The 12,978-nt window shown below is 33.7% G+C and carries 16 protein-coding genes; 4 read left to right on the top strand and 12 right to left on the bottom strand.

What is annotated here, in order from left to right:
• Window positions 1-57 precede the first annotated feature (57 nt).
• Entirely contained in the window at window positions 58-732 is a 675-nt protein-coding gene (locus MMJJ_RS06090) for a hypothetical protein (protein WP_011171554.1), read from the top strand.
• A gap of 19 nt (window positions 733-751) precedes the next feature.
• Here MMJJ_RS06090 and MMJJ_RS06085 read toward each other — a convergent pair whose 3' ends face one another.
• Together MMJJ_RS06085 and MMJJ_RS06080 are read right to left on the bottom strand one after the other, a co-directional pair.
• Window positions 752-1,504: a proteasome assembly chaperone family protein gene (locus MMJJ_RS06085; protein WP_104838088.1), complete on the bottom strand. Its 753-nt coding sequence runs from the start codon at window positions 1,502-1,504 to the stop codon at window positions 752-754.
• 23 nt (window positions 1,505-1,527) lie between these two features.
• On the bottom strand, window positions 1,528-2,205 hold the full coding sequence (locus MMJJ_RS06080; RefSeq protein WP_104838087.1) for an RIO1 family regulatory kinase/ATPase domain-containing protein: 678 nt from the start codon (window positions 2,203-2,205) through the stop codon (window positions 1,528-1,530).
• A 111-nt stretch (window positions 2,206-2,316) separates the two neighbouring features.
• Between MMJJ_RS06080 and albA the strand changes: the two genes are divergently transcribed.
• Window positions 2,317-2,586, top strand: a complete 270-nt coding sequence (albA, locus tag MMJJ_RS06075; protein WP_104838086.1) for a DNA-binding protein Alba — start codon at window positions 2,317-2,319, stop codon at window positions 2,584-2,586.
• A gap of 35 nt (window positions 2,587-2,621) precedes the next feature.
• Here the strand turns inward: albA and hisS are convergent, their stop codons facing one another.
• The 4 genes from hisS to mtnA form a co-directional block, all read right to left on the bottom strand.
• A complete protein-coding gene (gene hisS, locus MMJJ_RS06070; protein ID WP_104838085.1) occupies window positions 2,622-3,872 on the bottom strand; it encodes a histidine--tRNA ligase in 1,251 nt (416 codons plus the stop codon).
• A 69-nt stretch (window positions 3,873-3,941) separates the two neighbouring features.
• A complete protein-coding gene (locus MMJJ_RS06065; RefSeq protein ID WP_011171559.1) occupies window positions 3,942-4,241 on the bottom strand; it encodes a metal-sulfur cluster assembly factor in 300 nt (99 codons plus the stop codon).
• 86 nt (window positions 4,242-4,327) lie between these two features.
• On the bottom strand, window positions 4,328-5,644 hold the full coding sequence (gene aspS / locus MMJJ_RS06060) for an aspartate--tRNA(Asn) ligase (protein WP_104838084.1): 1,317 nt from the start codon (window positions 5,642-5,644) through the stop codon (window positions 4,328-4,330).
• Window positions 5,645-5,838: 194 nt separating this feature from the next.
• Window positions 5,839-6,804 carry an S-methyl-5-thioribose-1-phosphate isomerase gene (gene mtnA, locus MMJJ_RS06055; RefSeq protein WP_104838083.1) on the bottom strand — a complete coding sequence of 322 codons (966 nt, stop codon included), beginning with the start codon at window positions 6,802-6,804 and terminating at the stop codon, window positions 5,839-5,841.
• A gap of 140 nt (window positions 6,805-6,944) precedes the next feature.
• Between mtnA and MMJJ_RS06050 the strand changes: the two genes are divergently transcribed.
• Together MMJJ_RS06050 and MMJJ_RS06045 are read left to right on the top strand one after the other, a co-directional pair.
• Window positions 6,945-8,153, top strand: coding sequence for a molybdopterin molybdotransferase MoeA (locus MMJJ_RS06050; RefSeq protein ID WP_104838082.1), 1,209 nt, complete (start codon window positions 6,945-6,947; stop codon window positions 8,151-8,153).
• A 12-nt stretch (window positions 8,154-8,165) separates the two neighbouring features.
• Window positions 8,166-8,459 carry a hypothetical protein gene (locus tag MMJJ_RS06045; protein ID WP_104838081.1) on the top strand — a complete coding sequence of 98 codons (294 nt, stop codon included), beginning with the start codon at window positions 8,166-8,168 and terminating at the stop codon, window positions 8,457-8,459.
• 39 nt (window positions 8,460-8,498) lie between these two features.
• Here MMJJ_RS06045 and MMJJ_RS06040 read toward each other — a convergent pair whose 3' ends face one another.
• Genes MMJJ_RS06040 through MMJJ_RS06015 form a run of 6 tightly spaced genes read right to left on the bottom strand, consistent with a single transcriptional unit; the run spans window position 8,499 to window position 12,970 of the window.
• Window positions 8,499-9,494, bottom strand: coding sequence for a respiratory chain complex I subunit 1 family protein (locus MMJJ_RS06040; RefSeq protein WP_104838080.1), 996 nt, complete (start codon window positions 9,492-9,494; stop codon window positions 8,499-8,501).
• Window positions 9,495-9,504: 10 nt separating this feature from the next.
• Window positions 9,505-9,948: an NADH-quinone oxidoreductase subunit B family protein gene (locus MMJJ_RS06035; RefSeq protein WP_104838079.1), complete on the bottom strand. Its 444-nt coding sequence runs from the start codon at window positions 9,946-9,948 to the stop codon at window positions 9,505-9,507.
• A gap of 9 nt (window positions 9,949-9,957) precedes the next feature.
• Window positions 9,958-10,470 carry a 4Fe-4S binding protein gene (locus MMJJ_RS06030; RefSeq protein ID WP_104838078.1) on the bottom strand — a complete coding sequence of 171 codons (513 nt, stop codon included), beginning with the start codon at window positions 10,468-10,470 and terminating at the stop codon, window positions 9,958-9,960.
• Between the two features lie 19 nt (window positions 10,471-10,489).
• Window positions 10,490-11,935: a 4Fe-4S binding protein gene (locus MMJJ_RS06025; protein WP_104838077.1), complete on the bottom strand. Its 1,446-nt coding sequence runs from the start codon at window positions 11,933-11,935 to the stop codon at window positions 10,490-10,492.
• A 1-nt stretch (window position 11,936) separates the two neighbouring features.
• Window positions 11,937-12,197 (bottom strand): hypothetical protein, encoded by a 261-nt coding sequence (locus tag MMJJ_RS06020; protein ID WP_011171569.1) that lies wholly within the window; start codon window positions 12,195-12,197, stop codon window positions 11,937-11,939.
• Window positions 12,198-12,208: 11 nt separating this feature from the next.
• Window positions 12,209-12,970, bottom strand: coding sequence for a Na(+)/H(+) antiporter subunit B (locus MMJJ_RS06015; RefSeq protein ID WP_013999921.1), 762 nt, complete (start codon window positions 12,968-12,970; stop codon window positions 12,209-12,211).
• Window positions 12,971-12,978: the final 8 nt, after the last annotated feature.

The raw sequence follows: 12,978 nt of genomic DNA, 5'->3' as shown, positions 1-12,978 counted from the left end.
ACTTTTATTTTTTACATAATTACAATTTACACGACTATTTAATCAGGAGGTTTTATTTTGAAACCAAAAAAAGCTCTTTGTAAGGACGTCCTTGCAGAATTTACGCTGAATAAATCATTTAATACGTACAGGGGAAAAATCGTAAAATGCGATTTTAATGGGTTAATTGAAGGGGTGGTGATGTTAAATAAAAAAAATCATCACTATTTTTATCCGCTTAGTGCATTGCACATGGTAAAACCTTTAAAATGCATTCCAACAAATATTCTGCCAAAAACTTCGCTTCCAACGAATCCAAAAGAGATTCATTCAAAAGAAGCACTTTCAAGAATCGTTGGCAGGACTTTAAAAGTATGTTATGATAACCCTAAAACTTCATACTTAGGAAGACTTTTAGGATTTACAAGGGGAATTTTTTCATGGACCCTTGTTCTTGAAATATACGGGGAAGTTTTTATTTTGATAAATCCTGATTACATTTCATATTATGGAACAAAATGGAGATTGCCAAGAAATAATCCGCCTTTTAAGTCCCCTGCACTTATGAATCTTACAAAAACAACAATGTACCTTAAAAAATGTCTTTTAGAGGAAGTAACCCTCGAAATGGACTATCCACGAATAAATATAGACGATAAAGCATTTGTTTATCCACAAGGTATAACTTCAAAAGATGAACACTTGAAAAGACAGGTTTCTGGATTTTTAAAAGAACAGGGTTTAAGATTTTAAAATAAAAAAATTAAAAAAGTTATCCAATGTAGCTTAAATCATCTTGATGTTGTGGAGCCTGCATTCCTTGCTCCTGCATCTGCACTTTTTCTATGAATTTTTCCATTTCTTTTGCTCTTTCATCGAGTTTTTTCATATCGATTTCAAACCCGATTGCTTTGGAAAGCATTTCAAGTACATTTCCAGCAGATTTTGGGTCAACCAAATATCCTGGAGTTTCGCCCATTAAACAAATTCCTTTAATTCCTTTTAATTTTGAAAATTTAAGCATTAAACCTGCTGCACCGATAATACTTCCCCCATCAGTTCTGAATTCTGCACCAAGTTCCTTGTGCTGTTCTGAAAGTTCTTTTGAAGTGGATGCAACGTAAACTTTTAATTCGTCTGAAATTTTTCCAATTCCAAATCCGCCAAGTGTGTATGTTTTTGTAGCTCCGTATTTCATTCCAATATCCACAATTTTCTCTGAAAGAACGTACTGCCCTTTTGGAGATAATGCTTGGGTATTTCCAAGAACAATTACCATTGGAACCGGTTCTTTTACAATGTAAAATTCGTTTTTCATGTATTCAATTGTTCCATCGTCTTTTACAACGATTTGAGGTGGAAAATCATCGCAGTATAATTCAAGAACCTTTTCACCGTTAAATTCTTCAACGATGTGTTCTGCGGCTACTCTTCCAACGTGACCGATTCCAGGAAGTCCTTCAATTAAAACCGCATCTTTTAAAGGTTCTGCATCGATTAATTTATTCTCAATAATTTTTACCATTCTATCGCCATAAATCCATTTAATTAGTTTTTAAACAATGTTTTATAATTTTTTGCATATTTTCTGAATAATATAATCTTTTCTTCTGAAAGGTTTAATAAATGCATTATTTTCTTTGATATATAGTTTTCCCCAAATAATAAAGACATTGCGCTTGTAAAGTTTTTAGGGCTGTGTTCACGTGCCTTATCGAAATCTATAATGTAAACTCCTTTTTTTGAAACCATAACATGCTTTCCACCCTGAATTTCGGTGTGATCAATTTTATGGAGATCTAACCGAAGACACTGCCTTAAAGTTTCTTCAATTACATACAAGAGTTCTTCCGGAGTCAAATTATCAATGCAATCTTTTAGCATTTCCCCATCAACATATTCCATTACCATGTGGTTTTCCGAATACTCGTAAACTTTTGGACCTACCCCAAATTCATTGGTTTTTTTCAAGATTCTTCCTTCGTTTGGAATTGTAACTTTTGGAGCGTCGATTCTTGGAATTTTTACTGCTAAAATAATATGATTTCCATTTTCATCCACGTATTTATCACTAAATGCTTTGAAAACTACGCCCCTGTGCCCTTTTCCAACGTACTCTGTAAATACAATATATTCTGAAAGATTTTTTAAGATTTCCCAGTCAAAAAGCTTTGAAGAAATAGCATTAAGTCCTTCAATATCCATTTTAAAATCTAAATTGGTCATATTTGCACCAAAACTGTTCTAAATAGTCTCAATATTCACGTTCCTGCGATAAGGATTAATTAATAAATTATATATATCAAAATTAATATGTTAACTTTAAGGAGGGATACGATGGACAATATTGTTTACGTTGGAAACAAAGGCGTAATGAACTACGTGCTTGCAGTGATTACTCAATTTAACTCCGAAAATGCCCAGGAAGTAATAGTAAAAGCGAGGGGCAAGGCAATCAGCAGGGCTGTTGATGTTGAAGAAATGGTTAGAAAAAGATTCATGCCTGAAATCAAAATTAAAGAAATAAATTTGGGAACTGACCATATACAAGGAGAAGATGGAAAGTCCATTAACGTATCCACAATCGAAATAATTCTTTTTAAATAATTTTTAAAATATTTTATTAAAAATTTAAAATCCAATTAGATATTTAAAATATCATTTAATTCAATTAATGACTGTTCTCCGGTTTCCATATTTTTCAAAGATACTTTTCCAGTCATAATATCATTTTCACCGACAATCAGCACTTTTTTGATGTTTTTCGTGTTTGCATAGTTGAGTGCTTTATTTAATTTTCTTCCCATTAAATCTACTTCTACTGATTTTCCGGAGTCCCTTAATGTTTTTGCGATTTTCAAACATTCTTTTAAAAGCATTTCACTGCTTTTAACCGGAACTACAAATATTGATTCGTTTTCAACTTCAAAGTCGTCAATATTTAACATAATCCTGTCAAAACCATAAGCAAAACCAACTGCAGGGCTTGGTTCACCTTCGAAGAGTTCAATTAAATTATCGTACCTTCCGCCACCACAAACCTGTCTTGCACCTTCTTTTTTACCGTAAACTTCAAAGACCATTCCGGTGTAGTAGTCAAGTCCTCTTGCAATTCCAAAGTTTATAACGTAATCATGAGGTACAAATTCAAGGATGCTGTCAAGATTTTCTAAAGCAGCTACTGAACTTTCAAAATCGGCTAATTTTTCCTTTAATATTGGAATTACTTCTTTTCCGCCTTTTAAATCTAAAACTTCAAATACTTTTTTAGAAATTTCAATGTTTTTTTCAGATTCGATTCTACCCAGGGCAGATTTTAAACCATCCATGTCTTCTTTATCGATTAGACGTCTTATTTCGTTTCCTTCGTCGTCTGAAAGATTGTATTTTTCAAAAACACCTTTTAAAACACCTAAATGCCCAATGTGTATTTCAAAATCCATGTTAATTTCTTTTAAACCTTCTATTGCCATATTTACAACTTCGGCATCTGCGATTGGCTTTTTACTTCCGATTAACTCCGAACCCATCTGCCAAAATTCCCTATATCTTCCAGCTTGTGGATTTTCGTATCTAAAACAGTTCGTAAAGTAGTAGAGTTTTACCGGTTTTGGCGTGTTTTTAAATTCATTTATGTAAAACCTTGCAACTGAGGATGTCAACTCAGGCCTTAAACCCATTTCTCGGTCCCCGTGGTCCCTAAATACAAAAAGCTGTGTTCTAATTTCATCGCCAGTTTTTTTGGAGAGTAATTCAAAACTTTCAAATGTAGGCGTATTTATTTCAGAAAAATTGTAGCTATCAAAAACTTTCCTTAGTTTTTTTTCTATTGTTTTCCTTTTTTTCATTTCTTCAGGTAAAAAATCCCGGGTTCCTTTGGGTTTTTGAAACATTAAACATCATCTCTAACAAATTTAAATGCGTAAATTTTAAATTATATATCTAAATGAAAAAAGTAAAAATTATTGTTTTTCGATTGGTTCATCGCTTAATATTTTGTTTATATCTTCTTCCATCATGTGTCCTTTAACGGTAACGTTAACTTTTTTAACGCCTTCAAGATCTGCTACAACCTGTTTTGCGCCACCTGCCATGTGAATTACACTCATACATCCTGGGTTTGTAGGAGTTAATGTAAATGAAACGTTTCCTTCGTCATCAGTTTCCACGTCAGTTATAAGTCCCATATCAACAATGCTGATGCCCATGTGCGGGTCTGCTACCTGTTTTAACGCATTCAATACATCATCTTTAGAAACCATAAATTTCACCTTTTTTAGAAAATAACATAAGTTAAATTTCTTTTTATATAAATCTGTATTATTAGATTTAATAAAAAAAGCAAAGATTATGGAGTTAATCTCTGCCTGTCTCTTGGGAATAAAACACATTCTCTAATGTTGTCCTGTGCGGTTAAAACCATTGCAAATCTGTCAGCACCAAGTCCCCATCCTGCGTGTGGAGGCATACCGTATTTGAATGCTTCAAGGTATGTTTCAAATGAATCTGGATTCAGACCCATGTTTGAAATATTTTGAACTAAAAGGTCGTATTTGTGAACCCTTTGAGCTCCGGATGATATTTCAAGTTCTTTGTACATTAAGTCAAATGCTTTACAGACTTTGTTGTCGTGTTTGTGTGGTAGGGTGTAAAATGGTCTTGTCTGTGTTGGCCATTCTGTAATAAAGTAAAGGCCACCCATTTCATCACCAACAGCTCTTTCTGCTGCTCTTGATAAATCTTCTCCCCATTCGATTTCTACGCCTTTTGCAATTGCAATATCGATTGCTTCGGTGTAAGTTACTTTATCAAATGTTTTTTCAGGAATTTCCCAGTTTAATTCTAAAAGTTCTATTTCATTAGGTCTGTTGTATTCGATATCGCTGTAGCAGTTGTAAACTACTTTTTCAAGCATTGCCATAGCATCTTTTTCGTTTACAAATGACATTTCTGAGTCGATTGAAATTGCTTCGTTTAAGTGTCTTCTTGTGTTGTGTTCTTCTGCCCTGAAAATCTGTGCAATTTCAAATACTTTGTCAAATCCACCTGCCATCATCATCTGTTTGTAAAGCTGTGGGCTTTGACCTAAAAATGCCTCTTTTTCAAAGTATGAAATAGGGAATAATTCAGTTCCACCTTCTGTTGCACTTGCAACTAATTTTGGAGTATTTACTTCAATAAATCCTTCATCTGCAAATGTTTTTCTAATTGATTTCAACATTTCAGACCTTATTTTAAATATTGCCTGAATTTTAGGTCTTCTAATATCTAAAAACCTTTTGTCAAGCCTTGTATCGATTTCTGCAGAAACTTTTTCTGAAGGATCGAGTGGAAGCGGTGCATCGGCTTTATTTAATACCCTTATTTCGATAGGGATTACTTCAAATCCTTTTGGAGCTTTTTCGTTTGCAACAACTTTTCCTTTGATTGCAACTATATCTTCTTTTCCTAATTTTTTTGCAATCTCAAATGTTTCTTCATCGACTTTTTGTTTTGGGACTACGGCCTGAATTGTTCCTGCCCTGTCTCTCAAAATTACAAATGCTAATTTTCCAAGCGCCCTTATGGAGTGAACCCAGCCCATTAAAGTAACTTCCTGACCGTCCATTTCAGGGATTACATCTTTTGAGTAGTGTGATCTTCTCCAATCTGCGATTAAATACACCATTTCACCTTACAATATAGATTTATTCTTCGTTGATTCGTTCGTAAACATTAACAAAACTAATGATTATTATGGTATTTATACTGTAATGTAGAGTATAGCGCATATTATAAAATATTTTTCAATAGTTTAGTTTATTTCATTTTAAAATCGTTTTGATTAAAATTAATGTAAAAAAATAAAAAAACTTGGGATTATTTATTTGGATAAATTATCTCTTTTTCAGTGATTATTCCAGTAATGAGTTCTGGAGGAGTGCAATCAAATGCAAAATTGTATGCAGAAACCCCTTCTGCCACAATCCGTACATTATCAATATGTGTTACTTCGGATTCATCTCGCTCTTCGATAACAATATCTTCTAATTTGCTTTCAAAATCAAATGTAGAATACGGTGCTGCAACGTAAAAAGGAATATTATGGTATTTTGCAAGTATTGCAAGCGAATACGTTCCAATTTTATTAAAAACGTGATAATCGGAAAGAATCCTGTCAGCACCAACTATTATCTTGTCAACAAGCCCTTTACTCATCATGAAACCTGCAGTATTGTCACATATCGCTTTTACAAGAATATTTTCATAATTTAATTCAAAACAGGTTAATTTTGCACCCTGAAGTCTTGGTCTTGTTTCGTCAGATAATACATTAATTTTTTTTCCGTTGTAGTGTGCAAATCTAATTACACTTAAAGCTGTACCGTAAGCAGATGTTGCAAGTGCTCCGGCATTACAGTGCGTTAAAATAGTATCGCAATCATCAATTAAAACTTCTCCAATTTCCCCGATTTTTCTGCAAAGTTCTATATCTTCTTCATGGATTAATTTAGCTTCTTTTAGTAGTGATTTTCCAGAGTTTTTTGCAGTAATAATTTTTTCAAGTGCCCAAAACAGATTTACTGCAGTTGGTCGTGTTTCTTTTAATTCAAGATATGCTTTATCCATATCTTCCCCATTTAATTCAGCTAAAGCCATTCCGTAAGCTGCCGCAACGCCTATTGCTGGAGCTCCTCTGACAACCATGTCTTTTATTGCAAAACATACATCTTTGTAATTTTTGCATTCAAAATATACTAATTCATTTGGTAATTTCCTTTGATCGATTAATACAAGCGTTTTTTCCGAATCGTTCCAAATTATAGGCCTTAAATCTTTGTTCAAAATCTCACCATTATAAATACGTCGAAGATAGTAAAAATAATTAACCTCAAATGAGTATTTAATTTATGCACTTTCGTTAAAATGTAAACTATTTAAGCACAGTTATTTAAAATTCCTCCAGAATACCTCGGGTGAATCATATGAAATTTGTAAAAGAATTGATTAGTCGCAGTGATGCTAAAAATAAAGTTTTTGAAAAATTTGAAGAAATATTAGAGGATAAATTTGAAAATATTGAAATAAATAAAGCATTTGGTAAAATCTGCTTTGAAAATGTTCATGCTCCCTGCAATATCCCGATGTTTAATCGTTCAGCAATGGACGGCTATGCAGTGATTGCAGAAGATACCTTTGGAGCGTCACAGACAAACCCGATTATCTTAAATTTAGTTAAAACTGATTCGATAAACGAAGAAGAAATTTACAGGCTTTCAACTGGCATGAAACTTCCAGAAAATTCAAATGCAGTTGTAATGAAAGAATACACTAAAGAATACGATTCTTTCGTTGAGATATATTCAGGAGTTCACCCAAATGAAAATGTATCCCGAATCGGAGAAGACGTGAAAACTGGAGATCTTATTATTAAAAAAGGAGAGGTAATTACTCCTTACCACGTTGCCCTTATTTCATCGCTTGGAATAAAAAAAATAAAGTGTTACTCTTTAAAAATTGGAGTTATTGCAACAGGGGATGAATTACTTGATATTGAAGACCTTGAAAGTGTTGAACAGCTTGAAAAAACAGCAATGATTGTTAATTCAAATTCTATGATGATTTCAGATCTTGTAAAAGAAACGGGTTTATCCCCGACAGCCTATAGAAAAGTTCCAGACAACCGTGAAGAACTTGAAAAAGCAATAAAAAAAGTGCTTTTGGAAAATGATGTTGTAATTACAACAGGGGGAACGTCTGTAGGAGATAGGGACTACACAATCGAGATAATTAAAAAAATTGGCAATATAATTTTCCATGGCGTTCAGATAAGGCCTGGGCGTCCCGTTGGCTTTGCAGAAGCGGAAATTGATGGTAAAAAGAAACTTTTATTCGTTCTTTCAGGGTATCCTGTTGCGTCAGCAGTACAGTTTGAACTCTTTATTGCAAATTATTTCAAACCTCGAAAATCGGTTAAACTTCAAATAAATCGAAATATTGCATCTTCCCTTGGCAGAACTGATATTGTAAGGGTAAAACTTATAGAAAGTGAAGGATTCACCAAAATTGAGCCATTAAGAATAACTGGAAGCGGAGTTTTATCATCTATGACTAAAGCAGACGGATACTTAATGATAAAAGAAAATATTGAAGGATATGAAAAGGACGAATTCGTTGAAGTTTACTTGTTTTAATCAGGTGGTCTTATGAATTATCTGTTAATTCTTCTGTTTTTTACAATCGGACTTTTTTCAGGATTTTATATAAAATCAAATAGGATTTACAGTACTTTTCCAATAATACTTATTTTTAACATTATAATTTATGAAGCGTACCTGCTACACATGTTAAACAGTAGCCTTGTGTACAGCCTCCCGCTTGGAAATATGGGACCATATATTCTTGCAAATAATATTTCAGTAGTAATTGTCAGCGCATTTGGGTTTTTCATTGGAGTTGTTTTAAAAGTGTTAACTGGTAATTCATACGGTAGATCTTAAAATTAATTAAAAATTAAATTCAAAAAAGTAAGATAATAATTAAACTCCAAGGAGTGCGAGGAGTGCTCCAATGAGTCCAAGAACTGTTGCAAATAATGAAACTGGGTAAACCTGCCTGAATGTAAATACTGGTGTGTATGCACTAACTACTGCAGAAATTATCGGGAATATCAACGCTACTGCAAAGTTCATTACTATCGTAATCGGGTTTAATATATCTGGTGCAATTCCCAAGTAAAGAGTTGCAAACAAGCTTCCAAGGGTTATCATTAAAAGTTCTTTTACGCTTAAGTAAAGTGCCCTGTATTTTCCAGAGTATTCCATCGTAGGGCCTTCTATAACGTCCGCCTTCGTGTGCATTATTGAAAATGGGTAGTCTTTCGTCATAATTATATATCCAATAATGTATGCTAAAGCTCCAAATAATCCGCCTAAAGTAAATAAAAAACTATTTCCTATTAAATTATTCAAAAATATCGATTTATGAGGTATAAATGGAAGTAAAGTTGCTAAATAAAATGGAAATGATCCAACAGTTATCATTTTAAATGCCCTTACTGCCGAAAGCTGCCCCAAAGTTATTTTTATAGTTTTTAAGTATCCACTGCCCTTACATTCATCAATGAACGGCATTCGAATTCCCATTACTGTTGAAGCAAGTGAACCCATTATAATGTAGCCCATTTCCTCAATTTTTAAAAGACCGATTATACCAATCTCGTTTGAAAGAACGTGGAAATGTACAACAGTAGTTAATGCCAAAACCATCCATACTATGATAAAACTTAATAAAGGCATGAATTTGAAGAGTTTTGGAAGATCTGAAACCGGTTCTTTTGCTTCTTTGTATAAATACTTAAATATCGCCCAAAAACCCGGAGAAGATATGGATGGACCTTTTCTTTGCTGAATTCTTGCCTGGATTTTTCTTTGAATTCCTGGGATCCATGTAGATATTGCAAAAGCTATTAATGGAATTCCAATCATTGAAAGGATAATTTCAAACGTTTCCAGTGTTAAAATATTTTCAAACATAATTATCTCCTCATCCATTCAAGATTTTTGGCAACGCTTTTACAATTCCCGTGATAACGTCCTCAGGTCTTGGTGGGCATCCTGGAACTTTTATGTCAACAGGGATTATATTTTCAACAGGACCATCAATAAATGTGGAAGTTCCCAAATCTGCACCAATATTATTGTAAACACCGCCCATCAACGCACAGGCCCCTGCAGCAACTACGGCTTTTGGTTCAGGAATTTCATCATATATTTTTTTAAGTGATGCAGAAACTGCCTTTGTAACACAGCCAGTTACTACCAAAACATCTGCTTCTCTTGGATTCCACGTTAAAAATACGTTGTACTGCTCTGCATCATAAAATGGAGATAAAACACAGTTTACAACTTCAATATCGCAACCATTACATCCGCCAGTATAAACAAGCATGACGTGAATATTTTTCTTTCTTGAAAGCTCTTTTAACATGACTACACCTTACACTTTTGAGTTCGCTTTCTTTTCCCGCTTAACGATTCCTGAAATGTTAATTGAAAGTATTTTAGCAATCTTTGATAGCTGTTCTTCAGGAATTTCGATCGGTTTTTCCAGTAATTTTGAAAGATCTACTAAAACAATGTCTTCCCCAACGTGCCTTGGGTGAATTGGAGATACTTCATTAAATAAGGCAAATACAGGACAGAAATCATGACAGTATAAACAGTATACGCATTTATCATAGTCTATTTTTGGAATTGCTTCTTTGGAATAAGTTTCAGTAATTTTAACAGGTTCTACAGGTATCATTTCGATAGCATTTGTAGGACATGCGTTTTTACATCCTCCGCATCCAATACAGATTTCAGAAAATACTGAACTAGGAAGTTCAATACCTTTTAAAATCTCTGCTGTCATCTCTTTTGATGTGTATCTATCGCTTCCGAGAATTATTCGTTCCAGATTCTCGTAAAAACCAGAAATAAACACTTTTGTAAGTCCTTTTAACGTCATGATTATCCCTTTGCTTAAATTATTTGGTTTTTTCATTCCATGTTCTGTAGATTCTTATAGCTCTTGTAGGACAGATGTTAACACATGCTGAACAGTATTCGCAACGTTCAGTAGTTATTTCACCCTTATCTATTGCATCGTTTGGACAGATTATAGTGCAGAGCCCACATTTTACACAGTAGCCGTCATCCACCCGTATGTATGAATTTTCAGGATCCACAACTTTTTTGTATCCTGACGTATTTTCAATAACGTCCCTTGGACAGTGTATTGCACATTTTTCGCAGAGTACACAGTTATCATTAAAAATAACTTCGGAATGAACCTTATTTCCACTGAAATTTAAACTATCAATTTTTACTGTTATTGCATCGTTTGGACAGACCATTGAACAGGTTCCACATGCAATACATTCTTTTTTGTCAATTGAAGTGAATTTTGACCTTTCTTTAATAGAGATTGCATCTTCTGGACATTCTTTAATACATACCTCGCAGAGTACGCATCCGCCGTCAACAAATCCTCCTTTATTTATTCTAACTCCCTGCGGGCACTCTTTAACGCAGGTGTTGCACAAAGTACAGGTTTTTGGATCGTAGAGTATTTTTCCGTTCTCAAATCTTAAAGCATTTGAAGGACATTTATCAACACAAAGACCGCAGTTTATACAGTGTTTTTCAGGGTTTGCTTTTACGTCTTCTTTTGTTTTTACAACTTTAAATTCAGAAATTTCTAAAGCATCTTTAGGACACTTTGAAATACAGTTTCCGCAGAGTATGCAGTTTTCAGTAACTTCACCGTATTTTATTGCATCAACAGGACATACTTCATTACAAATATTACATCTTGTACATCCGTCAACTATTTCTGCTTCGATAATCGTGTCTTTAGGACATACGTAAATACATTTTCCGCATTCTACGCACTTTTCAGAATCTATTGAAATCGAATGCCTTAACATTCTTTCAGTAGGTTTTACAATTTTTACGTGTTTTTGTTCAGGGAATTCGTAAGTTTTACCCATCATTTTAAAAATTGTAGAATATCTTTCCATTAACATTTTATTTTTGGTATTTTTAAGGCTGCTCGGGTCAAAGTAAAGTCTTGCATTATAAGGACATTCAGTAGTACAGAGCCCGCACATTACGCACATTCCCGTAGGATAAGCTTTTCCAGTTGAATCTTCCCTTATATCAATTATATCGATAGGACACGCATTTTTACAGATCCCGCATCCAGTACAGAGTTTTCTGTTAACGTAGTATCCGCCATATTCGTTTTTCTTAATTGCGCCGGTCGGACATTCTTTTGCACAGGTTCCACAAGTAATGCAAGAAAATGCCTTACCATCAATCATTTTTATTGCATTTGTCGGGCAAACTTCCATGCATTTTGAAATTTCCTTGCTTTTACAGTTTTCACATTCTTCGTAAGTCCTGCATTTTTTGATGTCTGTTACTATCATATTATCGCCCGGAAATACCTTTAATTCCACTACCGATTAAAATTCCTACAATTCCTGAGAAAAATATGTGTGAAAATGGTATTGATTCATAATAAGGCGTTGGGCCCATTAAATACGAGATAATTAATGCTCCAAGTAACCATAAAATTACGTTATTTTTATTTTCTATTTTTAATCCCAAAAGAAGACCAACTAAAACGCCGATAATGGCCACAAAATTCAAATTTAAAGTCATGATTTGATTGAGTGCTAAATTGTACATTGTATCACCGACTATTCCCTGACGATGTAGTCTTTAACTACCTTTTCACCAGTTAATAGGAATGTAATTGTTGAAAGACCTGCTAAAACCTTTAAACCTACTGCAATATTCAAATAAGGAATAATTCCAGTATTTTCAAGTCCTGAAGGGGATAAAAATACAGGATATCCAAATAAATCTCCAAAATTAAAGAGATAATACCCTGAAACAATTATTCCAAGAACCCCTAAAGACATGAATAATATCGCTCCGAAAGATTCTAAAGACTCTAAAAAGTGGTGTTTAAATTTAATTGGAGTTTTTGATCCAAATGCAACGATGCTTAAAATATATGCTGCTGCAATTAAAGAACCACCCTGAAATCCTCCACCTGGAGTTATGTGCCCGCCCAATATTATGGAAATTCCCAAAGCCATTAATAATATACTGAAAGGCATTGCTAAAACTTTAATTATTGAAGTAAATCCAATTTCAGTATCGGATTCTGGTTTAGAGTCTGAATAAACTTCTTTTAAAAATTCTGTTTCGAATAATCCTCTTCCAAAAACCATTCCGGTAACTAAAACAGAAGTTACAAGAATCATACATTCTCCAAGAGTGTCAAAACCTCGCCAGTCGAACAGAACTGCCGTTATTAAGTTTGGAACGATATAATTTTGAGTGTAGATATAATTTACACCCTCTACGGCATTTATATTAAATAATGAATAGATTATTGCCGATCCAAAAAATACAAATGACAGAAAAACTGCAATTTCTCTTTTTTGAGTCATTTTACCAC

The organism is Methanococcus maripaludis, from assembly GCF_002945325.1.
Lineage (GTDB): Archaea > AGJL01 > Methanococci > Methanococcales > Methanococcaceae > Methanococcus > Methanococcus maripaludis.
This window is presented reverse-complemented; position numbering and strand designations above follow the sequence as displayed.

What these genes read in the sequence shown, in the direction of transcription:
- MMJJ_RS06085 (WP_104838088.1), bottom strand. Translation starts at nt 1,504, where the DNA reads ATGGTAAAAATTATTGAGAATAAATTAATCGATGCAGAACCTTTAAAA.
- MMJJ_RS06080 (WP_104838087.1), bottom strand. Translation starts at nt 2,205, where the DNA reads ATGACCAATTTAGATTTTAAAATGGATATTGAAGGACTTAATGCTATT.
- albA (WP_104838086.1), top strand. Translation starts at nt 2,317, where the DNA reads ATGGACAATATTGTTTACGTTGGAAACAAAGGCGTAATGAACTACGTG.
- hisS (WP_104838085.1), bottom strand. Translation starts at nt 3,872, where the DNA reads ATGTTTCAAAAACCCAAAGGAACCCGGGATTTTTTACCTGAAGAAATG.
- MMJJ_RS06065 (WP_011171559.1), bottom strand. Translation starts at nt 4,241, where the DNA reads ATGGTTTCTAAAGATGATGTATTGAATGCGTTAAAACAGGTAGCAGAC.
- MMJJ_RS06050 (WP_104838082.1), top strand. Translation starts at nt 6,945, where the DNA reads ATGAAATTTGTAAAAGAATTGATTAGTCGCAGTGATGCTAAAAATAAA.
- MMJJ_RS06045 (WP_104838081.1), top strand. Translation starts at nt 8,166, where the DNA reads ATGAATTATCTGTTAATTCTTCTGTTTTTTACAATCGGACTTTTTTCA.
- MMJJ_RS06040 (WP_104838080.1), bottom strand. Translation starts at nt 9,494, where the DNA reads ATGTTTGAAAATATTTTAACACTGGAAACGTTTGAAATTATCCTTTCA.
- MMJJ_RS06035 (WP_104838079.1), bottom strand. Translation starts at nt 9,948, where the DNA reads ATGTTAAAAGAGCTTTCAAGAAAGAAAAATATTCACGTCATGCTTGTT.
- MMJJ_RS06030 (WP_104838078.1), bottom strand. Translation starts at nt 10,470, where the DNA reads ATGACGTTAAAAGGACTTACAAAAGTGTTTATTTCTGGTTTTTACGAG.
- MMJJ_RS06025 (WP_104838077.1), bottom strand. Translation starts at nt 11,935, where the DNA reads ATGATAGTAACAGACATCAAAAAATGCAGGACTTACGAAGAATGTGAA.
- MMJJ_RS06020 (WP_011171569.1), bottom strand. Translation starts at nt 12,197, where the DNA reads ATGTACAATTTAGCACTCAATCAAATCATGACTTTAAATTTGAATTTT.
- MMJJ_RS06015 (WP_013999921.1), bottom strand. Translation starts at nt 12,970, where the DNA reads ATGACTCAAAAAAGAGAAATTGCAGTTTTTCTGTCATTTGTATTTTTT.